The following is a 22,304-nucleotide window of genomic DNA, read 5'->3' as shown; positions in this document are numbered from 1 at the left end:
GCCGGCTGTGTCACTATGGCAATTGCCCTGGCGCGCCTCTAGTGCCAGAAGGCGTCTGAATTTCACCCCCCAGAGTTCCCTGCTTTGCAAGACATCACCCTTCATCTGCTGCTTCTGCTCTTTGCCGCCGCCTTCTTCGCCGGTTTTGTCGATTCGATCGCCGGCGGCGGCGGGCTAATCACCGTACCTGCCATGCTGCTTGCCGGGATCCCGCCATTGCAAACGCTCGGCACCAACAAGGTGCAGTCGATCTGCGGCGCCGCCTCCGCAACGATCGCCTATGCCCGCCAGGGTCATGTGCAGCTGCACACGCAAGTGCCGATGGCCGTAATGGCGGTTATCGGCGGCATGTTGGGCGCCGCACTGGCGACGATCATGCCAGGCGATATCCTGCGCATCGTCCTGCCATTCCTGCTGATCGCCATCGCGCTTTATTTCGCCTTCAAGCCCAATCTCAACGATATGGAAAAACACGGCCGCATGAGCGCGGCGCTGCTCGGTTTTACCTTCGTACCGTTGATCGGCTTCTATGACGGCGCCTTCGGACCTGGCACGGGCTCGTTCTTCATGCTCGCTTTCGTGACACTCGTCGGTTTCGGCATGCTGAAGGCGACGGCTCACACCAAGCTATTGAATTTCGGCTCGAACCTCGGTGGCTTAATCGTCTTCACTTTCTCTGGCGTCATCCTCTGGAAGGTCGGCCTCACCATGGGTCTCGGCCAGTTCTTGGGTGCTCAGGCGGGCTCGCGGCTTGCCATGCGCATCGGAGCCAAGCTGATCAAGCCGCTGCTGGTCATCGTCTGCATCGCATTTGCCATCAAGCTGCTGGCCGACCCGACCAATCCCGTTCGCATCTGGCTGGGGTTTTGATATCAGCCGGCTTTGATTACCTGCGACGTAATTGATAGTGCTGAGGGGCTCGCCCATGATCGCCTTGCCTGAACGGTTCAGGCGATCCAAAGGAGTTGACCCGATGACCGATGCGACAACCATTGCCGAACGCTATCTCGCCGTCTGGAACGAAATCGATGCAGAACGGCGCCGCGCCCTCATCACCGAGGCCTGGACGGAACCCTGCAGCTACGTCGATCCGCTGATGCGCGGTGAGGGACATGAAGAGATCGATGCGCTGGTGGCCGCCGTGCATAACCGTCTTCCCGGCTTCCGCTTCAAGCTCGCCGGCCCGGCCGATCGCTACGGCGACAAGCTTCGTTTCTCCTGGAGCCTCGGCACAGAGGGCGACGAGCCTCTGATCAAGGGCACGGATTTTGCCATTCTCGACGGCGAGCGGCTGAAAACGGTTTATGGCTTTCTCGACCAGGCGCCAGCGTCCCTATGATGATCCCCGCTCGCTCTCTCGGCGATCTGCTGCGCGAATGGCGGCAGCGCCGCCATTTGAGCCAACTCGAATTCGCCCTCGAAGCCGAAATATCGCAACGGCATCTCAGCTTCATCGAGAGCGGGCGCGCACTTCCGAGCCGCGAGATGCTGATGCATCTCGCCGAGCGCCTGGGCGTGCCACTCAGGGACCGCAATCCGATGCTGTTGGCTGCCGGCCTCGCGCCGGTCTTCCCTGAGCGCTCGCTCGACGATCCGGCGTTAGCTCCGGCACGCCGGGCTATCGATGTCATTCTAAAGGGCCACCAGCCCTTTCCGGCATTGGCGATCGACCGGCACTGGACCCTGATCGCCGCCAATGATGCTGTCGCGCCTCTGCTCTCCCGCGTCACTGACGTTGCGCTGCTCAAGCCGCCGGTGAATATCTTGCGGCTTAGCCTGCATCCGAACGGCCTTGCACCCAATATCTTCAATTTATCGGAGTGGCGCGCGCATCTGCTTGAAAGGCTGCGTCAGCAGATCACAGCCACCGGCGACCCGGTGCTCTCCGATTTGCTGAAGGAACTCTCGGCCTATCCCACAACGCATAGGCCAAGCTCGCAAAGCCGCGATTATGCGGGTATTGCCGTGCCCCTGGAACTCATCATCGACGGCGCACGCCTCTCGTTTATTTCGACCACCACAATCTTCGGCACGCCCGTCGATATTACCCTGGCGGAACTGGCGATCGAATCCCTTTTTCCTGCGGATCAGGCGACAGCCGAGGCGTTGAGAGAGATCGCGACAGTCGTGCAGAAGAGCTGAAACCGCCCGATCGAGGCCATCAAAATCAGTTGGCAGGCGGCGGAAGTAAGGTATTCAGCGGTTAGTCCGGTAATCCTCCCCGCTTTAACGGGGTTCGACGGTAGAATTCACGCGGCCATTTTTAGTTTCTGGGCGGGTGTGACGCCGCCAATGCCCATGTTGGGGCGTTCATGATTGTATGTCCAAAGCCATTCTGTGGCGATCTCCTCCTCGACCTTCATTTTCGAAGCAGCGCCGATGCGGCTAAAGGAATAAATCATCAGGCCGATCAGGGCGCGGTCGTGCAGTGCCGCGCTCTCAATGGGAGCCGTGGGTTATCCTCCGGACGCCCTTAGACGGGCGGGTTCAGGACAACCTGCGCCGATGGGGGACAGGCGGCTTTCGGCACGGACCCCAAGGCTTTCGAAATAGACAAGGCGCGGCTTTATCATGGTGATAGCTTCGAATGGCTTTCACAACAGGCTCCCGCCTCATCTTTTGTTTATCAATGACTTAAAGGAAAACGCCATAGTAAATTTCAATTTTGAAACTATCGCGTATTTCAGATACGCGATAGTTTCATTTTCTTGAATTTTCAAAAAAGTTGACGTAACTTTTCCGTATCTGAAATACGCGAAAGTTACATAACGTGCCTCTCCATCTCGTCGGCGAAAACATTGACAAAATGCGCGGTCATCGCCAGGCGGAAGCCGGTAAGTTGGTCCAGCTCATGCGCGGTATCTATGTCGATGCCGACGACGATATAGACCAGACGGTGCGGACCCATGCTGTACGCATCGCCAAATATCTTTATCCGAACGCCTACCTGTCGGCCGCCAGTGCGGTTCTACTTGGCCCGATGCGCGATGGCCGGCTGTTCCTTACCGGTCGCCGCGTGCAGCGGCAGCGCATCAGGACGCTCGAAATCATTCAGAACAAAGCGCCGGACCACCCTTCCGTCGCCCAAGCGGCGGTTGGCGACGACATGGGCGAGTTCCGCGTGGACGTGTCTTCACTGCGCCAGCGTTTTCTGGAAGCCTTCCGCATCCGTAGTGAACATGCGGCCTCGTTCGACGAAGACATGAAAGAGGCGATCGCCGCGCGGCTGATTGAAGAATATGGAAGTCCGGAGAACGCCGCGGATGCGGTGTTTAAGCTTGCCCGCGACAATGACTGGCTTGCCGAAGGCAGCGCCGCCGAACGTTTCCTCAAACGGAAACCTGCAGCCGCCGTCGCCGTTCCCAATCAGGCCGCGCTCGACCTGATCGTGGCATGGCACGGCGCGCCGATCGGCAACCTGACGCATGATGGCTTCGAATGGCGATGGAAGGCGTCTGATCCGGACGGGCCGCCGCTTGTGCGCCAGACCACGCCCGGCAGATTGCCCCCCTTCATTGGGTCGCTGCTGTCGGAAGGCTGGCTGAACCGCGTGCTGAACAGCCCCGACGAGCGGGCGGAACTACACACCGGCAAGCGGTATATGTCGAACATCACGATTGTAGAGCGAGCCAGCGAGCTGACGGCGCTTCCGGCCGATATTCTACTGACGCGGCTGAACACCTTCACGGCAAATCACCTGTTCACAGGAAGCTATGCCGGTCCCGGCCGCGGCAGCATCCAGGATACGTTCGAACAGAACCTGGCGAAAATCTTCGCGACGGGCGAAACGCCGCGCCTGTCAGGAGTGCAGATCAAGGCGCCGATGTTTCTCGATGCCGACGGCAGCCTTATGCCCAGTACGAACAAGCCGTTCACGCATATCCTCAAGCCCGCCGGAACGTCGGGATTTGAGGCGCTGCCCGCGATCGAATGGCAATCCATGGAACTTGGCCGGGCGGCCGGGTTCATCGTGCCCGCCATTGCACTCGTCGCTATGCCGGATGGCATGCCGCACGCCCTCGCAGTTGAGCGGTTTGATATCCGCACAAGCCTTGACGATATGCGCCGTCTGGCGCTCGAGGACATGGCATCCGTTCTCGGCGTGCGAGCGGAAGATAAATACACGGGCACCATGGAGCGGATCGCGGCCGCCCTCCGCCCGCTCTCTACTGATCCGGATGCGGACCTGCTGTTGGTCTTGCGGCGGGCACTCTTCGCCTGGCTGATCGCGGATGGCGATATGCATCTGAAGAACATGGCCGTTCTGAAAATAGCGGAGCCACGACGGAGGGATTTTGGTTCGGTCCGCATGGCGCCGCTCTACGACGCAGTGACGACGCGCGTGTTTCCGAACCTGCAGAGCGACCACATGGCGCTCAAAATCAGCGACAAGGACGAACGGCTCAAAAGAGCGGATTTCAGGCGCTTTGCGGCGACGGCGGGCATACCGGCGGCCGCGGCGGATACCGCCATGGATGAGCTGGCCGTGGCCCTTGCGCACGGCCTCGACGCTCTTGCTTTGCCGCCGCCGCTGGCAGATGGTTCAATCGGCGCTGAACGGGCGGCGCAGATGCGGGACATTGTCCGCGAGCGTCTGGCCACTTTTGAATAGCATCGAGTTCGCACTCATCGACCTGTCGGCGGCAGTGTCCTGCCATGTCCGCGAGGACAAGGCGGACGGCGAAGAAGTCAGCCTTGCCGAAAACGAGGTTCGCGTCGCCAGCAACCTTTAGGGTCGGCGATCCAAGGCTCGACATCGCCGCCGCCGACAGAAGTGCATCGCTGCTCTAACTAATTAGAATTCGACGCCCGGCTGTCCCTTGATGCCGGAGCGGAACGGATGCTTGATGAGCTCCATCTCGGTGACGAGATCGGCGATCTCGATCAGCGCTTCCTTGGCGTTGCGGCCGGTCAAGACGACGTGCGTCATGTGCGGCCTGTCGGTTTTCAGGAAGTCGAGGACTTCGTTGATATCGAGATAGTCGTAACGGAGCGCGATATTGATCTCGTCGAGAAGCACCATCGAATTGCGTTCGTCGCGGATCAGTTCCTTGGCCTTTTCCCAGGCGGCACGTGCCGCGGCGACGTCACGGGCACGGTCCTGCGTCTCCCAGGTAAACCCCTCACCCATGGTGTAGAACTGGCAAATGTCGGAGAAATGCTTTTCGATGAGATCGCGCTCGCCCGTCCACATCGCACCCTTGATGAATTGCACGACAGCACACTGCTTTCCGTGGGCGATGTGACGGAAAATCATGCCGAAGGCGGCCGACGATTTGCCCTTGCCCTTGCCGGTATGGACGATGATCAGGCCCTTTTCGTCTGTCTTGGTCGCCATGATCTTGTCGCGCGCGACCTTCTTCTTGGCCATCTTGTCGGCATGGCGGGCCTCGTCATTCTTCGGCGCGTCGGTACCTGTTTCGACCACTTCTTCGCTCATTCTTTTCTCCCTTGAATTATCGATTTCTGCGCCAGCGGTCCGCCACGCCAGAGATAAAGCGCCACCAGCGACGTCCCCTCGGTTCGCATTGCGTGACGAATATCGGACGGGTGGTGGATGATCTCGCCTGTCCAGCGCGGCAGGAAGGCTTGGCTATCCTTGCTCCATAGCGATCCGTCCGTCAGCGGGATATAGATTTCCTCGGCGATATGATGATGGTCCGGATAGTGCACATCCGGTCCGAGCACCAGGAAGCCACCGGCGACTTCGTCGCTGGCAAAGTGGCCACGCGTGCCAAAAAGCTCGACCCAACCGTATTTCTGCAGGAAATCAGCGCCGAAATCGGCGATGCTATAGGTTTGAGCCCAGTGCAATGCGCCGCAAGCGCCCACGAGGCTGGAAAACAGGACACCCTCCGCGGCGTCGGCCGGCCGGTGGAGCCCCTTCAGATAGTCCACAACGGGCAAACTGTGGGCCGCAAGCGTCCGCTCATCCATCCGCCAATCGACGCCCTCGACGAAACGCCTCAGTGTGGGATCGCTCCGTGAAGCGATGTAATGGTGAAAGCTCTGCAGAAGATCATCGATCACACTCACGCCAAGACCTCCCTATCCCCAGTCGAAGCCTGCAGATCGAATTGTGCCGAATTGCTGCGCGGCGTCCATAGCTGACGATCGATCGCTTCCAGCAAGCGCCCTTTCATTTCCTCTAAAGCGGCCGGGTTCTTCTGCGCCATGAAATCACGCACCATTGGGTCGACGACGAAAGCTTGATAGACCGCCTCGAAATGATGATTGCGCACGGCGCCCGTCGTTGCGGCGAAGGCGAAGAGATAGTCGACCGTGGCCGATATCTCGGAGGCACCTTTATAGCCGTGGCGCATGACACCATCGATCCACTTCGGATTGACGACGCGGCCCCGCACGACACGGCCGATCTCCTCTTCCAGCGAGCGGATAACCGGCTTTTCCGGGCGGGAATGGTCGTTGTGGTAGACCGACGGACGGGTGCCCGCGAGCTGCTCCGCCGCCGCTGCCATGCCGCCTTCGAACTGGTAGTAATCGTCACTGTCGAGCAGGTCGTGCTCTCGATTGTCCTGGTTTTGTACCACCGCCTGGATCGAGCGCAGCCGCTCCTCGAACACGCCGCGCTCGGCACGGCCCTCTTCGCCTGCACCATAGGCATAGCTGCCCCAGACGAGATAGGCTTCGGCGAGATCGGCGCGCCGCTCCCAACCCTTTTCGTCGATCAGCGCCTGAAGGCCGGCTCCGTAAGCGCCGGGCTTCGAGCCGAAGATGCGGTAACCGGCACGCCGGCTTGCCGAAACCGCGTCCAATCCGGCAGCTTCCAGGCGAGCCATCTCGCCCCGCATGCGCGCGGCAATGGGATTGTCTGCAGCATCCTCATCCAGCGATCCGACCGCGCGGACCGCCCTGTCGAACAGCGCGATCTGCTCTGGAAAGGCATCGCGGAAGAAGCCCGAAATCCGTAACGTCACATCGACGCGTGGTCGGCCGAGCTTGGCGGGTGGAACGATCTCATAGCCCGTGACACGCCGTGAAGTCATGTCCCAAACCGGCTTGACGCCGATCAGGGCGAGCGCCTGGGCAACATCGTCACCGCCGGTGCGCATATTCGATGTGCCCCAGGCCGTCAGGCCGAAGGAGACCGGCCACTCGCCGTGATCCTGCACATAGCGGCGGATCAAAAGCTCTGCCGACTTCTTCCCAAGCTCATAGGCCGCCGGCGTCGGGACGGCGCGGCTGTCGACCGAATAGAAATTACGGCCCGTTGGCAAAACATCCGGCCTGCCGCGCGTCGGCGCACCGGAAGGGCCGGGTGGCACGAACCGACCGTCGAGACCTTTCAGCAAGGCGGAGATTTCAGCATCACCGCAGACGAGAATAGAAGGTTTCAGGCGGGATTCGATCTCGACAAGAACGGCGAGGGTTTGACGCCAGTCTTCGGGGCAAGCGATTTCGCCTGAGACGAGACGAGCGGCCAGGAGTTCGATGCGCTCGACCGTATCGCCCAGCGTGCGCCAGGGAGCGTCAGAAATATCGGCGAGAATATCGGGGCGGTAACCAGTCCAAGTTGCCGCCATGTCGCAATCCAAGGGATCGAACGACGCAAGCTGCGCCAACCCATCCCGCGCGATCGCCCGCTGCAGGCTCTGATCACCACCCTCGCCCAATCCCCGCGGTACGCGCGCCAAGGCAACCGTCAAATCCGTCAGCAGCCTACCGGACGGCGAGACGCCGAAGACATGCAGTCCATCCCTTATCTGCAGTTCCTTGAGATCGCAGAGATAGGCATCGAGCTTCTTCAGCGCCTCATCCTCGCCTTCGCCCTTGGCAATGCCCGCATCCTGATCGAGGCCGATGTCGGCGACCAGATCGAGGATCTGTTTGCGCAGCAGCCGAATACGGCGGGGATCGCCGCCGGAGGCCTCGTAATATTCGTCCACCAGCGCCTCGAGGTCCTTGAGCGGGCCGTAGCTTTCGGCGCGGGTCAAAGGCGGGGTCAGATGGTCGACGATTACGGCGCTGGTGCGGCGCTTGGCCTGTGTGCCCTCGCCGGGGTCGTTGACGATAAAGGGATAGAGATGGGGCAGGGGCCCGAGGATTGCTTCTGGATAACAGGTCGCCGATAGCGCCAGCGCTTTGCCCGGCAGCCATTCGAGATTGCCGTGCTTGCCCATGTGGATGACGGCGTGGGCCGCAAAAGATTGGCGCAGGAACGCGTAGAAAGCCAGATAGCCATGTGGCGGCACGAGGTCCGGAGAATGATAGCTTTCTTTCGGATCGATATTGTAGCCGCGAGCCGGCTGAATGCCGACAAGCACGTCGCCAAAACGGGTGAAAGGCAGTGCAAAGACGCCCTCGCGAACATAGGGGTCGCTTTCCGGATTTCCCCAACGCTTGACGATCTCATCGTGAATCTGGATGGGAAGAGATGCCAGGAAATCTTTGTATTCGCTTAGAGAAAGCGTCTCGCGAACGAGCTTGCCGTCATGGCCGGAGTTGGTCGGCCCATCCATCAAATGACGCATCAGCGCGTCGCCGTCCACCGGCAGATCGGCGAGGCGATAGCCCGTCGCCTGCATCGCTTTCAAAACCTCCATCGTGGCCGCCGGCGTATCGAGCCCGACGCCGTTGCCCAGTCGTCCGTCGCGGTTGGGATAGTTGGCCATGACCAGCGCCACCCGCCGATCAGACGGCGGTGTCTTGCGCAGACGCGTCCAGTTGGCTGCCAATCGCGCCGTGTAGCGCATGCGGTCCTCGGCCGGCTCGCTGGCAACGATGTTGGCCTCGACGCGATCATCATAGCGGGCTGCCGCCTTGAACGAGACAGCGCGCGCAAGCACACGCCCATCCACCTCCGGCAATGCGACGTTCATACCGAGATCGCGCGCCGACAGCCCCAGCGAGGAGGCGTCCCAAGCCTCCTCAGAGGATGCAGAGAAGATCGCCTGCAACACGACGGCGTCACTCGCCTCCAGCACGGTCGGCTGGCGATCGGCCCCGGGCGCTGAAACAGCAAAACCGGTCGTGTTGATCACGACATCCGGCTTCAGCTCCACGAAAACGCTTTCGAGAATACCGACCGAAACCGGATCCTTTAGGCTATAGGCAAACACCGGCAACGGCCGCATGCCCTCTAAAATGAGCGCCTCGATCATGGCTTCGACCGGTTTGGTTTCGCCGCTCTGCACAAGAGCCCGGTAGAAAGAAATGGCGACGGTCGGGGGTTCAACTCCCGCCCCCCTTGCCATCCTGGAGGCGGAGATCGAGCTCCACTCCTCGACCCCGATCACACCCCTGCCCGGCCACCAGATCCCGGCCTTCATCAACGGCGCTGCCGGCGTCGGTCTCTCCGCTCCCGACAGCATCGCCTCGGCATAGGCGAGAAATGCCCGCGAATTGGCCTCGCCGCCTTCGATCAGATAGGACCAGAGCGCATTGAGGTCTTCGAGTGCGATATTGGAAAACGGCGTCAACCCAGGATCAGGTTTCGAATCCCCAGGCAGTACCGCGATGAGGGCGCCGCTACGAGCGGCACAGGCATGCAGCGCCTCGAGCGCATAGTGAAAATAACTGGCCCCGCCGAGCGCGCGCACGATGATCAGTTTCGCATGACGCGCCGTCCGTTCGACATAGGCGTCGACGGACATGGGATGCTTGAGGCTCATCAAGCTCGCCAATCGCAACGAAAGAGCGGCTTCCCCTTGCCCATGGGCGGCGGCGATCGCCGCAAGCTCGGTATCGGCCGCCGACAGGAACAGGATATCGCCCGGCGACTGGCCGAGATCGATCGCCTCCTCGCCGTCGCTGATCGTTCCCTTTTGGGCTAGGAGGAGATGCATGGCTTCGCCTTAGACCAACGCTTCTATCGCCTTGCGGACGATCCCTTCATCCATCTCGTGCAGCCCAATCACCACGAGCCGCGTCGCGCGCGCTTCGCCCGGCCTCCAGGCGCGGTCGAAATAATGATCGACGCGGCTGCCGACGGCCTGGATCTGCAGTCGCATCGGCTTGCCGGACACATCGACGAAGCCCTTGAGGCGCAGCACATCGTGTTCGGCAATGACGCCTTTGAGCTTCTCGACGAAGACCGCCGGATCGGCAATCGGGCCGAGTTCGACGACGAAGCTGTCGAATTCATCGTGATCGTGCGGTGCGCCGTCCTCGTGCTCCAGCTCGTGATGCGATTTGCGGTTGGCAATGTCGCCCTCCGTACCGATACCGAGGCCGAGCAGGACGGCCGCCGGAACGATACCGTTCTTTGCTTCGATGATCGTCGGCTTGCGCGCTGTGCGAGAGAAAACTTCGCTACGGACACGGCCAAGGCCGGCAACATCGATCAGATCGGTCTTGTTGAGGACGATGAGATCCGCGCAGGTCAATTGATCCTCGAACAGTTCCTCGATCGGGCTTTCGTGATCAAGCGAGCCGTCTTCGACGCGACGGGCCTCGACGGCATCGTGATCATCGGCAAAACGGCCGGCGGCGACGGCGGCGCTATCGACCACGGTGATAACACCGTCGACGGTGACCTGGGTGCGGATATCCGGCCAATTGAAGGCGGCCACCAGCGGCTGCGGCAGCGCCAAACCCGACGTCTCGATGACGATATGGTCGGGACGCGCCTCACGCTCCAAAAGCTTGGCCATGGTCGGGATGAAATCGTCTGCGACGGTGCAGCAGATGCAGCCATTGGTCAGTTCGATGATATCGTCCTCGGTGCAGTTGTCCGCGCCGCAGCCCTTCAGCACGTCGCCATCCACGCCGAGATCGCCGAACTCGTTGATGATCAAGGCGATCTTCTTCCCGCCGGTGCTCTGCAAGAGGTTGCGGATCATCGTCGTCTTGCCGGCGCCAAGGAAGCCGGTGATGACGGTGGCGGGAATCTTTTCCTGGTTCATGCGGATCAACCCTTCATTTTCAGCGGCAGCCCCGCCGCGATAAAATAGACTTCGGCGCTCGCCGCCGCGATCATCTGGTGCAACCGGCCGGCATGATCGCGAAACGCGCGCGCCATAGGGTTTTCGGGCACGATGCCGAGCCCGACCTCATTGGAAACGAGGACGAGCCGCGACTTTGCGCCTGGTAGAAATTCGGTGAGAGCGGCAAATTCCGTCGCGATATGGCGCTCGGCCATCATCAGGTTCGTAACCCAAAGCGTCAGGCAATCAACGAGAACGGCCCTGCCCTCGCCGTCGATTGCCGCCAGCCGCGCAGTCAGATCAAGCGGCTCCTCATGCGTCGTCCAGAGAAGATCGCCGCGATCGGCGCGATGCTGCGCTATGCGATCGCGCATTTCGTCGTCCCAGGCTTGGCCCGTCGCCAGATAGTGACGTTCAAGGCCGGTGTCTGAGATCAGCTTTTCGGCGAGCCGGGATTTACCGGAGCGTGCACCGCCGAGAACAAGAACGGCGCGAGAGGTTGAGGATGGCATCGGCTATATCCGTCCCAACACAAAGGCGACGGCCGGCACGACGCCGCGGAAGCCGAAAAGCAGGCGCTTGCACGCCAAAAACTCGTTTCGCGCCATGACAACCTCCGTGCTGGCAGCCGGGACATCCGTCCCTGGGGTGGGCCTCGTGCCCGGCACGTATGGCAGGTCTCCTGGCTCGCGGATGAGGCGCAGCAAGCGGGGGCGGACCGAAACCGGTCGCCCCCGACCCTGCACCAGCGGATCTCCCTCACCTTCCCGGCAAACATCATGAAAAGGCGGACGATTCGTAGAATTAGAGGCGTCCAGCCCTGGTTGATCATGATGCCACGCCAGTGGCTTTTCCGTCCCAAAGCTGCTTTGCCTGCCCGCACCATGCGAGACCCATCAGCGAAACACCCACGGACCGGATGGAAGACCCTGACCGCTCTACAGTCGCGGGGTCGGCTGTGATGAGAACGCCCGACTTGGGTCCGCTCCTTCACATTCCCTTTTCATCCCATGCGGCAGATCGCCGCTCAGGAACCATTCGTTATTTTGCAATGATTAGGCTTTCGCCCCCCGCAAGTCAATCAAGGCGACAGATACGACATCGGCTGTCCCGACAGCGAAATTGGCGCAAAAGTCACGGGTTTCGGCGATCTTTTTGCCGTATTTCTTTGATGTTAGGAGTTTATAGAAGCTGAGTGTATGTCGCTGAGCACAAAACTGTCGTCCGTTCCCCATGTTGCAAAAATTCCAGCCGCGCCGTCTAGGCGTTCTCTCCGCCTTTGTCAGCGCTAGCCGGCTAAGGGCACTTTTCCGTCGTGGCGAGCTCGGTCTGGTCTTTGCCGGCGCCTTGGTCGGCATCACCTCCGGCTGTGCCGTCACGGCGATGAGCCTGATCTCACGCGAACTGCACAGCCTCGTCTACGGCATCGCCGATGACGACCGACTGAGCGCAGCCGCCGTCAACATTACCGACAAATCGCTATTGCTGATGGCCCCGATCGCCGGCGGCATCCTGCTCGGCCTCATGATCTTCATCTTGTCGCGAACGCGCAAGAAGCCGATGGTCGACCCGATCGAAGCCAATGCCTTGCATGGGGGCCGCCTGTCCTTGACGGACAGCATCCTGGTGGCGGTGCAGAACCTCCTATCCAATGGTTTCGGCGCCTCGGTGGGACTTGAGGCCGGCTACACTCAGCTTGCCGCCGGCATAGCTTCGAAAATCGGCCACAAGCTGCAGTTCCGCCGCGCCGACCTTAGAATGCTGGTCGGCTGCGGCGCCGCCGGTGCCATCGCGGCCGCCTTCAATGCGCCGCTCACCGGCGCCTTCTATGCTTTCGAACTGATCATCGGCACCTATTCGATCCTAACGCTGACGCCCGTCGTCGTCTCGGCCCTGATCTCGACCCTTATAGCCCGCCTGCTGGCGGGCGATGAATTCGCCATTGATGTCAATCGATTCGGCGCGGTCGTCCCAGCCGACTACATCCCGGCGATCCTGCTTGGCGGCTTCTGCGCCGGCGTAGGCATCCTGATCATGCAGGGCGTCGCTTTCATTGAAGAAATGGCGCGCAAGAGTTCGATCGCGCCGCCCTTCCGCCCGGCGCTCGGCGGTGTGGTCGTCGGGCTTCTGGCGATGATTTCGCCGCAGGTTCTCTCCGCCGGCCATGGCGCCTTGCATCTGAACCTTGCCAACGAGGTCACCTTGTCGGCCCTTGTCGGCCTGTTCTTGCTGAAGTCGCTCGCCTCGGCGGTATCGATCGGCTCCGGCTTCAGAGGCGGCCTGTTTTTCGCTTCGCTGTTCATGGGCGCCTTGCTCGGGAAAATCTTCGCCTATTGCGCTCCCTATTTCGACCATGCCACGCTGACGCCGGTCATCTATGCCGTCGTCGGCATGAGTTCGCTGGCCGTCGCCATTATCGGTGGGCCGCTGACCATGACCTTTTTGGCGCTGGAAATCACCGGCGATTTTCCGATCACCGTGCTGGTACTCGCGGCCGTTATCACGTCGTCGCTGGTGGTGCGCACCACATTCGGCTATTCGTTCGCGACCTGGCGCTTCCATCTGCGCGGCGAAAGTATCCGCAGCGCCCATGACGTCGGCTGGATCCGCAACCTGACGGTCGCCCGCATGATGCGTCCGGATGTGCACACAGCTCGCGTCGACATGAGCATCGAGGAATTTCGCCAGCGCTTTCCGATCGGCTCGGCCCAGCGTGTCATTCTCATCGACAAGGACGAGAAATATGCCGGCATGGTGCTTATGCCGGACATTTATGCGAGCCCGGTCGAGAAGGACGATGAAGAGCACGGCCTTGCCGACTTCATTCGCCATCGCAACGACTTCCTGCAGCCGCAGATGAACGCGAAACAAGCGGCAGCGCTGTTCGACGAGACCGAAAGCGAAGCTTTGGTAGTGATCAACGATCTGATCGAGCGCAAGGTGATCGGTCTACTCACGGAAAGTTACACTCTGCGCCGCTACAGCGAAGAACTCGACCGTCGGCGCCGCGAGGTTTCGGGCGAGATTTAATGCACCAGGCTGTCGAGCCAGGCAGGGTCGAGCACCGCTTCCAGCTCTGCCGCAATCTCGTCCAACGCGGCTTCGACGCCGGCGCGATAATCAACCCGCTCGCCCGTTAGGCCGAAACTCGCCAACAGCTTTGCCCGGTAGGCATCGCTGGTGAAAAGCCCGTGCAGATAGGTGCCCATGATCAGGCCGTCGCTGGAGAGCGCGCCATCCGGCCGGCCGTCGATCATGGTCGAGGGCCGATTACAATCGACGCCGTGCGTCACACCGAGATGGATCTCATAGCCTGAAAGCGGCGCATCGTATTCCCTGGAAAAAGCCAGGCTGTTGCGCAAGGTCTTTTCCGGCGCCATCTCGGTCTCGACATCGAGCAAGCCGAGCCCCGGTATCTCCGTCACCAATCCCTCGATGCCGAGCGGATCATGCACCCTGCGGCCGAGCATCTGGTAGCCACCGCAAATGCCAATGACGCGGCCGCCACGGCGGGCGTGAGCCGCTATATCCTGATCCCACCCCTGTGCCCGCAGATCCATGAGATCGCCGATGGTCGACTTCGAGCCCGGCAGGACCACGAGGCCCGCATCCGCGGGTATCCGCTCGCCGGCGCGAACGAAGACGAGATCGACATCCGGTTCGGCGCGTAGTGGATCAAAGTCATCGAAATTGGAGATGCGCGGCAGAACGGGCACGGCGATCTTCAGCGCACCGTCCGAACCGCGCGCCAGCCGTTCCAGTACCACTGAGTCCTCGGCGGGCAACCGGCTTGCCGCCCTCAGCCACGGTACGACACCATAGCATGGCCAGCCGGTGAAGCCCCCGATGGCATCGACCCCTTCGCCGAACAACGAGAGATCGCCACGGAATTTGTTGATCAGGTAGCCGCGGATCATCCGCCGGTCTTCATCCGGCAGGATATGATGCGTGCCGACCAGCGAAGCGATCACGCCGCCACGGTCGATATCGCCGACCAGCACGACGGGAACATTGGCGCGAGTGGCAAAACCCATATTGGCGATATCGCCTTTCCTGAGGTTGATCTCGGCTGGCGAACCGGCGCCTTCGACGATCACCAGGTCGGTTCCGGCACGCATGGTCGCAAAGCTCTGCAGGACGGCGCCGAGCAGTTGCGGCTTCAGCGCCTGATAATCCCTGCCCTTTGCCTGCCCCCAGACCTTGCCCTGCACGATGATCTGGCTGCCGGTCTCCGATTGCGGCTTCAGAAGCACCGGGTTCATATGCACCGACGACGGTACCCTCGCGGCGAGCGATTGCAGCCATTGCGCCCGGCCGATCTCGCCGCCATCCTCGGCGACCGCTGCATTGTTCGACATGTTCTGCGGCTTAAACGGGCGCACCCGAACGCCTCGGTTGGCGAAAAGGCGGCACAGCCCGGCGACCAATACCGTTTTTCCGACATCGGAGCCGGTCCCCTGCAGCATGATCGCCTTCGTCATCCCTCATCGCTCCGATATGGCACTACCACCGAAAACCCCGGGTTTTCGCCTTGATTCCGCCGCGATGATTAACAGCAAAAACCAGATCTCCGAGGCAAAAAAGCATCACTTTCTTATATATTCTATTTGCGACATCGGATGACGACTTCATCCATTGTTCGCCATCCTGAAGATGATTATCTCAGCACCAATTCAAACAACGACAGCCGGCCGATCCGGCCCGAGGAAACCCCGATGCTCTTCATCTTCAACAACAAGAATTCCATCCAGATCGCCTGGAACTCGAAACTGCCGTCACGCCGCCCCGAGAGCCGTCTTGAGCAGCTCGATACCCGCTTCGGCCCAATCGGCTTCATCCGCACCTATAGCGTCGGTTGATTGGCCGTCAAGCCGCCAGCCCATCGTACCAGCCCATCGTACCGCAAGCCGCCATGCGACCGCATTGGCGGCTTTGCGCTTTCCGCCATTCGGCTGCACGCAGCCATCGCACCCCTGATCATTCAATTGAGATCCTACATCGATTCTCGATGAGGCCGTTAGGGCAAGCCCTGAAACGCGAAAACCGCGCGATCCGAGGATCGACACGGTTTGCCAAAAACGCCGGCTCGCTTGCTTCTCACACTGCAAGGCTCGCTTTCTCCGGTACGCTCAACCTGATCCGGAGAAGCAGCGGTGTCCCCCGCCACGCTTCGATAGATAGCCGGACATCGTTACCGGACGGTTATTAAGGTCTTAAATAAGGATGAATCAGAAAATTTTTTCGAAATTTTTTCTGGTTTGTCTCGAGAGACGAAAACGACGCGAATGGAATATAAAAAGTCTTCGTCGGACACGATATTTTAGCGATCATTGATTTCGCGCCGCTCGCGGCGCGCGCGGCGCACCTTCAATGCCCATTTTACAGCCACGAATAGTAGAAAATGGGCCAATTCAAGCGCTTATATAAGCTTTTCGACAAGCCGCAATAAGCCCGTTCGCCTGACGACAGGTTGATTTCTTCACTCAAATCCTTAGGCTGCTTGCAGTCGATGCGAAAAGAACACGGCTGCGACAGGGTTTTGCCGCCGCAAAACGAGGGAACGCACGACAGCATGACAGGGGACCGGGCAAACGTCGTCAGCGCGGATGAACGGTTGTGGTTCGACCATGCTGACGCCGAATCGACAGGCGTCTGCCTGGAGACGATTTTGGTAACTTAACGAGAAACTGGGAGACATTATCCAATGAAGAAGCTGATTGCTTCCGCCATCTTCGCACTCGGTGCCTATGCTTTGGCTGGCTCGGCACATGCTGCGCAATGCGGCGACGTTTCGATCGCAGAAATGAACTGGGCATCGGCCGGCGTCGCCGCGCAGGTCGACAAGATCATCCTGCAGAACGGCTATGGCTGCAACGTGACGCTCGTCACCGGCGACACGCAGCCGACCTTCACCTCCATGAACGAAAAGGGCGAGCCTGACGTCGCACCCGAACTCTGGGTCAACGCAGTCCGCACGGCGCTCGACAAAGCCGTTTCCGAAGGCCGCCTGATCGAGGCAGCGCCTCTTCTGAGCGATGGCGGCGTCGAAGGCTGGTGGATACCGAAGTTCCTCGCCGATGCCCATCCGGACATCAAGACCGTCCAGGACGCGCTGAAGCATCCGGAGCTCTTCCCCGCCCCGGAAGATCCCTCGAAGGCCGCCATCTACAATTGCCCGTCGGGCTGGAACTGCCAGATTTCCACGGCCAATCTCTTTAAGGCGCTCGGCGCCGAAAAGCTCGGCTTCACGCTGGTGGACACCGGTTCGGCCGCCGGCCTTGACGGCTCGATCGCCAGCGCCTTCGAAAAGAAGACCGGCTGGCTCGGCTATTACTGGGCTCCGACCGCGATCCTCGGCAAATACGACATGGTGCGCCTGAGCTTCAACGTGCCGCATGACAAGAAGGAATGGGACGCCTGCACGGCAATCCAGGACTGCGCCAACCCGAAGGTCAACTCCTATCCGGTTTCGGACGTCTACACCGTGGTGACCAAGGCCTTTGCCTCTAAGGCAGGCATTGCCATGGACTACGTCAAGACCCGCAAATGGGACAACGGCACGGTCGGCAAGGTTCTCGCCTGGATGACGGACAATCAAGGCACGAACGAAGACGGTGCAAAATACTTCCTGAAGACCTATCCCGACATGTGGACCAAGTGGGTTTCTCCGGAAGTAGCGACCAAGGTCAAGGCTTCGCTTTGATATGATACCTTAATTGGCGGCTGGCGCTCTGCCGGTCGCCAATTTCGCATTCACGGCGACTGCGGTGACACTCATACCGACAGACCGGCCCAGCCCCAAGTCGCAACAAGTGCAGAATGGCGCCGGCGAATGTTGTAAGAAGACTGAAGCAGCCTGACGAACCGGTCGCAGTGCTGCCTACCATCGGGGCGTGACGGCCACACGCACTAGCTGGGCAAAACCGGACAAGAAGGGGAAGGCCATGGCTATTCAATGCAGTTTTTTGCCGGATGTTCTATGTAATTTCCCGGCAATCGACGACACTCTCATTCGCGCCGCGCGCAAGAACATCGATGACGGCTTCAGGGGAATGGTACGCGCCTACGGCAACGTCATCGATGCCGTGGTCCAGCCGCTGCAGTGGTTCTTGAACTACCTGGAATGGCTTTTCACCAATACGCCCTGGTTCATCGTGCTGCTCGTCATGATGATCGTCGTCTATGCGGCCAGCCGCAATCTTAAGATCGTTGCCGGCACGGCCATCTCGATGGTTCTGATCGGCGTCTGCGGCCTTTGGGGCGACACCATGGTGACACTTGCCATGGTGACCGTCTGCACGCTCATCGCCATCGTCATCGGCCTGCCCATCGGCATATTGATGGCCCGTTCCGACCGGCTGCAATCGATCATCAATCCCATCCTCGACGTGATGCAGACGATGCCGAGCTTCGTCTATCTTATCCCCGTCGTCGTGATCTTTGGCATCGGCAAAGTCCCCGGGCTGATCGCCGTTGTCATCTACGCCGTCCCGCCGATGATCCGATTGACCAATCTCGGCATCCGCCTCGTCGACAAGGAGGTGCTGGAAGCGGCCGATGCCTTTGGCTCGTCCCATGGGCAAAAACTGTTCAACGTGCAGATTCCGCTTGCCTTGCCCACAATCATGGCCGGCATCAACCAGACCATCATGATGTCGCTTGCCATGGTCGTCGTCGCCTCGATGGTCGGCGTCGGTGGGCTCGGCAAGAACACGCTGCAGGCGATCAACAACCAGTTTTTCACCGTAGGTTTCCTCAACGGTTTCGCTCTGGTCGCCATCGCCATTATTTTCGACCGAACGAGCCAGGCCTACGGCAGACGGCTCCAGAAGCACTCGGAGGTCATCCATGGCTAGTCACGCGATCCAGATCAAAAACCTTTACAAGATCTTTGGTCCTCGCGGACGAGACTATGTGAACGCAGTCAAGAACGGGATGAGCAAGGCCGAGCTCAATGAGGCCCATGGTCATGTGCTCGGCCTGCAGGATATCAGCATCGACATGCCGGCAGGCGCTATCACGGTCGTCATGGGCCTTTCGGGTTCCGGCAAATCCACGCTGATCCGGCATATCAACAGGTTGATCGAACCGACCGTCGGCGAAGTGCTTTATGATGGCGTCGACGTCTGCAAGATGGGCGAGAATGCCCTTCGTGAGTTCCGCCGTCACAAGACGGCGATGGTGTTTCAGAAATTTGCCCTGCTGCCGCACCGCACGGTGATCGAAAACACCATCTACGGCCTACACATTCAAGGGGTGGCCCGGGCCGAAAGCGAGAAGAAGGGCCGCAACTGGATCGAGCGCGTCGGCCTGAAGGGGTTCGAGAATCACTATCCGAATCAGCTTTCAGGCGGCATGCAGCAGCGCGTTGGACTGGCTCGCGCACTGACCAACGACGCCGACATCCTGCTGATGGACGAGGCCTACTCCGCACTCGACCCACTCATTCGCGTCGACATGCAGAGCGTGCTTCTCGACCTGCAGAAGGAGTTGAAGAAGACCGTCGTTTTCATCACCCACGACCTCGACGAGGCGCTGCGGCTGGGTGACAAGATCGCCATCCTACGCGACGGCAAGGTCGTTCAGCAGGGTAGCGGCCAGGAAATCGTGCTAAGACCTGCGGATGACTACATCACCGCCTTCGTCAAGGAAGTGAACCGCGGCCGCGTCATCCAGGCCCAGACGATCATGAAACCAATTGCCGGCGAGCCGCATGGGGTCCGCATATCCGCTGACATGACGCTGGAAGTGGCGGCCAAACAGATGACCGATGGCGGACACACCGCGGCCGTTGTCACCGACGCCGCTGGCAAGCCAATCGGCATGATCGATCTGCAAGCCATGATCGCCGCCATGGTGACGCCGACAACGCATGAAAAGGCGCAGATGGCGGCCGCCTGAGCGCATCATCGTCGCAATGCTGAAAGCGCCCTGCCCCAGGGGCGCTTTTTTTCTTGTCCATCCTGTTATCGGGCAGCCTCTGCCTCCATCCCGGTATTGTACTCATATAAAGAAATGTTTATATCTACATTTCGATCCGATTTATCCGAGCCATTCGAGGAGACGCCATGACCGTCCCAGCCAACCCCTTAACCGATCTTCTTGCCGAAAAGGGCGTGCTGCTTGCTGACGGCGCGACGGGCACCAATCTTTTCGCCATGGGTCTGGAGGCCGGTGAAGCGCCGGAGCTCTGGAACGAACAGCATCCCGAGCGGATCACCAAGCTGCATCAGGATTTCGTCGATGCCGGCGCCGACATCATCCTTACCAATACCTTCGGCGGTACACGTCATCGATTGAAGCTGCACCATGCGCAGGACCGCGTCCACAGCTTGAACAAGAAGGCAGCGGAGATCGCCCGTGCCGTCGCCGACAAGGCTGGCCGCAAAGTCATCGTCGCCGGCTCCGTCGGCCCGACCGGCGAACTGCTCATGCCGCTTGGCGCGCTGACCTATGAGGATGCCGTTGCCGCCTTCGCCGAGCAGATCGAGGGTCTGAAAGCCGGAGGCGTCGACGTCGCCTGGATCGAGACGATGTCGTCGCCTGAGGAAATCCACGCCGCCGCCGAAGCCGCCGTCAAGGTCGGCCTCGCCTACACCTATACCGGCTCCTTCGACACTGCCGGCAAGACGATGATGGGTCTGCCTCCCAAGGACATTCACGGCGTTGCAAAGGATGTCGGCGAAGGTCCGCTCGCCGTTGGCGCCAATTGCGGCGTCGGCGCATCGGACATTCTCTCGAGCCTGCTCGATATAACCGATGCCGATCCGGCTGCGACCGTCATCGTCAAGGGCAACTGCGGCATTCCGGAATATCGCGGCGCCGAGATCCATTATTCCGGCACGCCTCCGCTAATGGCGGACTATGCGCGCCTTGCACGCGACGCCGGCGCCAAGATCATAGGCGGCTGCTGCGGCACCTCCTGCGGCCATCTCGCCGCCATGCGCCAGGCGCTCGACAGCTACACGCCCGGCCCTCGCCCGACGCTCGAAACGATCATCGAGCGGATCGGCCCGCTGCGCAACAAGACCGCCAATGAAGGCGGAGCCGCGCCTTCGCGCGAGCGCCGTCGGCGGAGCTAGAAACAAATCGAGCGGGATGTCCTCGTCAAAGGTCATCCCGCTCGATAATTTGTTGGATGGCTGCATCGTCCAAGCGACGCCGATCTATGACAAGCGGCGCCGAAGGCGCCGGTGGCCGGCCAAATTCAGTCCGTCTGCCTATTTCTCGCCGCCAATGGCTTGTCCCTCGGCAAAATGCGGAAGGACACGGCTCTCGAAAGCCTTCAGGGCCGCACCGATTGCCTGGTGCATATCGAGATAGCGGTAGGTACCGAGCCGTCCGCCGAAATGGACATTCGTCTGAGCTTCGGCGCGCGCCCGATACCGCAGGAAGACGTCCTTGTCCTGGCGCGTGTCGATTGGATAGTAGGGCTCGTCCTTGCGCCGCGCCGAGCGCGAATATTCCCTCACCACGACTGTCTTTTCCGTCTGATAGCTTCGCTCGGGATTGAAGTGGCGGAACTCGAGGATGCGCGTGTACGGGACGGTTTCGTCGGCATAGTTCATGACCGCCATGCCCTGGAAGTCGCCGGTGTTGAGGGTCTCTTTCTCAAAATCGATCGTACGCCAACCCAGTTCCCCTTCCGAATAGTCGAAATACCGATCGATGGGCCCCGTATAGACAATGGGAAGCCCCGGCGGCAGGGAAGATTTCAGCGAAAAGAAATCGACGCCAAGGGCGATATTGATCTTGGGATGCTTCAGCATCCTCTCGAAAATCGCCGTATATCCGTCGATCGGCAGGCCCTCGTATTTGTCGTTGAAATATCTGTTGTCGAACGTATAGCGGACGGGCAGCCGCGTGATGATATGTTCCGGCAGATCGCGTGGGTCCGTCTGCCACTGCTTGGCGGTATAGCCGCGGATGAACGCCTCGTAGAGCGGACGACCGATGAGCGAAATCGCCTTTTCTTCCAGGTTCGCGGGATTGCGCCCCGCCATCTCGGCCGCCTGGTCCGCGATCAGCGCCCGTGCCTGATCCGGAGAAAGACGCCGGTTGAAAAACTGGGAGATGGTGCCGAGATTGATCGGCATCGAATAAACCTGATCCCGATAGGTCGAATAGACCCGATGCTTATAATCGGTAAATCCGGTGAATCTGTTCAGATAGGTCCAAACCGTTTCGTTCGGCGTGTGGAAAAGATGCGCGCCGTAACGGTGGACTTCAATTCCGGTCTCGTTGTCGAATTCGCTATAGGCATTGCCGCCGATGTGGCTGCGGCGATCGATCAGGAGAACATTCTTTTGAAGCTGGTTTGCAACCCGCTCGGCAATCGTCGCACCATAGAAACCTGCGCCGACGATAAGCAGGTCAACGTTGGAGAAATCGATCATGAAACTTTCAGGTCCCCAGGTT

The 22,304-nt window shown here is 60.2% G+C and carries 19 protein-coding genes and 1 riboswitch; of the genes, 11 read left to right on the top strand and 8 right to left on the bottom strand.

The window, feature by feature from the left end; all coding sequences use genetic code 11:
- Window positions 1-84: 84 nt before the first annotated feature.
- The 3 genes from PY650_RS20190 (at window position 85) to PY650_RS20180 (ending at window position 2,142) form a co-directional block, all read left to right on the top strand.
- Window positions 85-870 carry a TSUP family transporter gene (locus tag PY650_RS20190; protein ID WP_285881324.1) on the top strand — a complete coding sequence of 262 codons (786 nt, stop codon included), beginning with the start codon at window positions 85-87 and terminating at the stop codon, window positions 868-870.
- Window positions 871-973: 103 nt separating this feature from the next.
- Window positions 974-1,339 (top strand): nuclear transport factor 2 family protein, encoded by a 366-nt coding sequence (locus PY650_RS20185; RefSeq protein ID WP_285881323.1) that lies wholly within the window; start codon window positions 974-976, stop codon window positions 1,337-1,339.
- Window positions 1,336-2,142: a helix-turn-helix domain-containing protein gene (locus PY650_RS20180; protein ID WP_285881321.1), complete on the top strand. Its 807-nt coding sequence runs from the start codon at window positions 1,336-1,338 to the stop codon at window positions 2,140-2,142. Before PY650_RS20185 ends, PY650_RS20180 begins: the two co-directional genes overlap by 4 nt.
- Window positions 2,143-2,249: 107 nt before the next feature.
- Here PY650_RS20180 and PY650_RS20175 read toward each other — a convergent pair whose 3' ends face one another.
- Window positions 2,250-2,402 carry a hypothetical protein gene (locus PY650_RS20175; RefSeq protein WP_285881367.1) on the bottom strand — a complete coding sequence of 51 codons (153 nt, stop codon included), beginning with the start codon at window positions 2,400-2,402 and terminating at the stop codon, window positions 2,250-2,252.
- Window positions 2,403-2,770: 368 nt separating this feature from the next.
- Between PY650_RS20175 and PY650_RS20170 the strand changes: the two genes are divergently transcribed.
- Entirely contained in the window at window positions 2,771-4,612 is a 1,842-nt protein-coding gene (locus tag PY650_RS20170; protein ID WP_285881319.1) for a type II toxin-antitoxin system HipA family toxin, read from the top strand.
- Window positions 4,605-4,733 carry a hypothetical protein gene (locus tag PY650_RS20165; RefSeq protein ID WP_285881317.1) on the top strand — a complete coding sequence of 43 codons (129 nt, stop codon included), beginning with the start codon at window positions 4,605-4,607 and terminating at the stop codon, window positions 4,731-4,733. Before PY650_RS20170 ends, PY650_RS20165 begins: the two co-directional genes overlap by 8 nt.
- Window positions 4,734-4,795: 62 nt before the next feature.
- On the opposite strand, the gene cobO is transcribed toward PY650_RS20165, so the two are convergent.
- The 5 genes from cobO to cobU are packed head-to-tail and all read right to left on the bottom strand — an operon-like array spanning window position 4,796 to window position 11,398.
- A complete protein-coding gene (gene cobO, locus PY650_RS20160) occupies window positions 4,796-5,440 on the bottom strand; it encodes a cob(I)yrinic acid a,c-diamide adenosyltransferase (RefSeq protein ID WP_285881316.1) in 645 nt (214 codons plus the stop codon).
- Complete coding sequence (locus tag PY650_RS20155; protein ID WP_285881315.1) at window positions 5,437-6,036, bottom strand: dimethylsulfonioproprionate lyase family protein; 600 nt, start codon at window positions 6,034-6,036, stop codon at window positions 5,437-5,439. Before PY650_RS20155 ends, cobO begins: the two co-directional genes overlap by 4 nt.
- A complete protein-coding gene (gene cobN, locus PY650_RS20150) occupies window positions 6,033-9,806 on the bottom strand; it encodes a cobaltochelatase subunit CobN (RefSeq protein ID WP_285881314.1) in 3,774 nt (1,257 codons plus the stop codon). The genes PY650_RS20155 and cobN overlap by 4 nt, the downstream gene beginning before the upstream one ends.
- Before the next feature lie 9 nt (window positions 9,807-9,815).
- The gene (cobW, locus tag PY650_RS20145) at window positions 9,816-10,865 is read right to left on the bottom strand and encodes a cobalamin biosynthesis protein CobW (RefSeq protein WP_285881313.1); all 1,050 of its coding nucleotides are present in this window, start codon (window positions 10,863-10,865) and stop codon (window positions 9,816-9,818) included.
- A gap of 5 nt (window positions 10,866-10,870) precedes the next feature.
- Window positions 10,871-11,398 carry a bifunctional adenosylcobinamide kinase/adenosylcobinamide-phosphate guanylyltransferase gene (cobU, locus tag PY650_RS20140; protein WP_285881312.1) on the bottom strand — a complete coding sequence of 176 codons (528 nt, stop codon included), beginning with the start codon at window positions 11,396-11,398 and terminating at the stop codon, window positions 10,871-10,873.
- Window positions 11,399-11,541: 143 nt separating this feature from the next.
- Window positions 11,542-11,940: riboswitch (cobalamin riboswitch) on the bottom strand.
- Window positions 11,941-12,119: 179 nt separating this feature from the next.
- Here cobU and PY650_RS20135 point away from each other — a divergent pair.
- Entirely contained in the window at window positions 12,120-13,916 is a 1,797-nt protein-coding gene (locus PY650_RS20135; protein ID WP_285881311.1) for a chloride channel protein, read from the top strand.
- Here the strand turns inward: PY650_RS20135 and PY650_RS20130 are convergent.
- Complete coding sequence (locus PY650_RS20130; RefSeq protein WP_285881310.1) at window positions 13,913-15,367, bottom strand: cobyric acid synthase; 1,455 nt, start codon at window positions 15,365-15,367, stop codon at window positions 13,913-13,915. The genes PY650_RS20135 and PY650_RS20130 overlap by 4 nt on opposite strands.
- Before the next feature lie 138 nt (window positions 15,368-15,505).
- On the opposite strand from PY650_RS20130, the gene PY650_RS20125 reads away from it, so the two are divergent.
- The 5 genes from PY650_RS20125 (at window position 15,506) to bmt (ending at window position 20,968) form a co-directional block, all read left to right on the top strand.
- Window positions 15,506-15,745, top strand: a complete 240-nt coding sequence (locus tag PY650_RS20125; RefSeq protein ID WP_285881309.1) for a hypothetical protein — start codon at window positions 15,506-15,508, stop codon at window positions 15,743-15,745.
- Between the two features lie 845 nt (window positions 15,746-16,590).
- Window positions 16,591-17,589, top strand: a complete 999-nt coding sequence (locus PY650_RS20120) for an ABC transporter substrate-binding protein (protein WP_285881308.1) — start codon at window positions 16,591-16,593, stop codon at window positions 17,587-17,589.
- A gap of 241 nt (window positions 17,590-17,830) precedes the next feature.
- Window positions 17,831-18,742 carry an ABC transporter permease gene (locus PY650_RS20115; RefSeq protein ID WP_285881307.1) on the top strand — a complete coding sequence of 304 codons (912 nt, stop codon included), beginning with the start codon at window positions 17,831-17,833 and terminating at the stop codon, window positions 18,740-18,742.
- Complete coding sequence (locus PY650_RS20110; RefSeq protein WP_285881306.1) at window positions 18,735-19,787, top strand: quaternary amine ABC transporter ATP-binding protein; 1,053 nt, start codon at window positions 18,735-18,737, stop codon at window positions 19,785-19,787. Before PY650_RS20115 ends, PY650_RS20110 begins: the two co-directional genes overlap by 8 nt.
- A 167-nt stretch (window positions 19,788-19,954) precedes the next feature.
- The gene (gene bmt, locus PY650_RS20105) at window positions 19,955-20,968 is read left to right on the top strand and encodes a betaine--homocysteine S-methyltransferase (RefSeq protein ID WP_285881305.1); all 1,014 of its coding nucleotides are present in this window, start codon (window positions 19,955-19,957) and stop codon (window positions 20,966-20,968) included.
- Between the two features lie 138 nt (window positions 20,969-21,106).
- Here the strand turns inward: bmt and glf are convergent, their stop codons facing one another.
- Window positions 21,107-22,282, bottom strand: coding sequence for a UDP-galactopyranose mutase (gene glf, locus PY650_RS20100; RefSeq protein WP_285881304.1), 1,176 nt, complete (start codon window positions 22,280-22,282; stop codon window positions 21,107-21,109).
- Window positions 22,283-22,304 lie beyond the last annotated feature (22 nt).

Source organism: Martinezella calliandrae, assembly GCF_030272695.1.
Classification (GTDB): Bacteria; Pseudomonadota; Alphaproteobacteria; order Rhizobiales; family Rhizobiaceae; genus Rhizobium; species Rhizobium calliandrae.
This window is presented reverse-complemented; position numbering and strand designations above follow the sequence as displayed.

Coding starts and splice junctions, on each gene's coding strand:
- PY650_RS20115 (WP_285881307.1), top strand. CDS start 17,831: ATGGCTATTCAATGCAGTTTTTTGCCGGATGTTCTATGTAATTTCCCG.
- cobW (WP_285881313.1), bottom strand. CDS start 10,865: ATGAACCAGGAAAAGATTCCCGCCACCGTCATCACCGGCTTCCTTGGC.
- PY650_RS20120 (WP_285881308.1), top strand. CDS start 16,591: ATGAAGAAGCTGATTGCTTCCGCCATCTTCGCACTCGGTGCCTATGCT.
- cobU (WP_285881312.1), bottom strand. CDS start 11,398: ATGCCATCCTCAACCTCTCGCGCCGTTCTTGTTCTCGGCGGTGCACGC.
- PY650_RS20175 (WP_285881367.1), bottom strand. CDS start 2,402: ATGATTTATTCCTTTAGCCGCATCGGCGCTGCTTCGAAAATGAAGGTC.
- bmt (WP_285881305.1), top strand. CDS start 19,955: ATGACCGTCCCAGCCAACCCCTTAACCGATCTTCTTGCCGAAAAGGGC.
- PY650_RS20110 (WP_285881306.1), top strand. CDS start 18,735: ATGGCTAGTCACGCGATCCAGATCAAAAACCTTTACAAGATCTTTGGT.
- PY650_RS20135 (WP_285881311.1), top strand. CDS start 12,120: ATGTTGCAAAAATTCCAGCCGCGCCGTCTAGGCGTTCTCTCCGCCTTT.
- cobO (WP_285881316.1), bottom strand. CDS start 5,440: ATGAGCGAAGAAGTGGTCGAAACAGGTACCGACGCGCCGAAGAATGAC.
- cobN (WP_285881314.1), bottom strand. CDS start 9,806: ATGCATCTCCTCCTAGCCCAAAAGGGAACGATCAGCGACGGCGAGGAG.
- PY650_RS20185 (WP_285881323.1), top strand. CDS start 974: ATGACCGATGCGACAACCATTGCCGAACGCTATCTCGCCGTCTGGAAC.
- glf (WP_285881304.1), bottom strand. CDS start 22,282: ATGATCGATTTCTCCAACGTTGACCTGCTTATCGTCGGCGCAGGTTTC.
- PY650_RS20125 (WP_285881309.1), top strand. CDS start 15,506: ATGACGACTTCATCCATTGTTCGCCATCCTGAAGATGATTATCTCAGC.
- PY650_RS20130 (WP_285881310.1), bottom strand. CDS start 15,367: ATGACGAAGGCGATCATGCTGCAGGGGACCGGCTCCGATGTCGGAAAA.
- PY650_RS20180 (WP_285881321.1), top strand. CDS start 1,336: ATGATGATCCCCGCTCGCTCTCTCGGCGATCTGCTGCGCGAATGGCGG.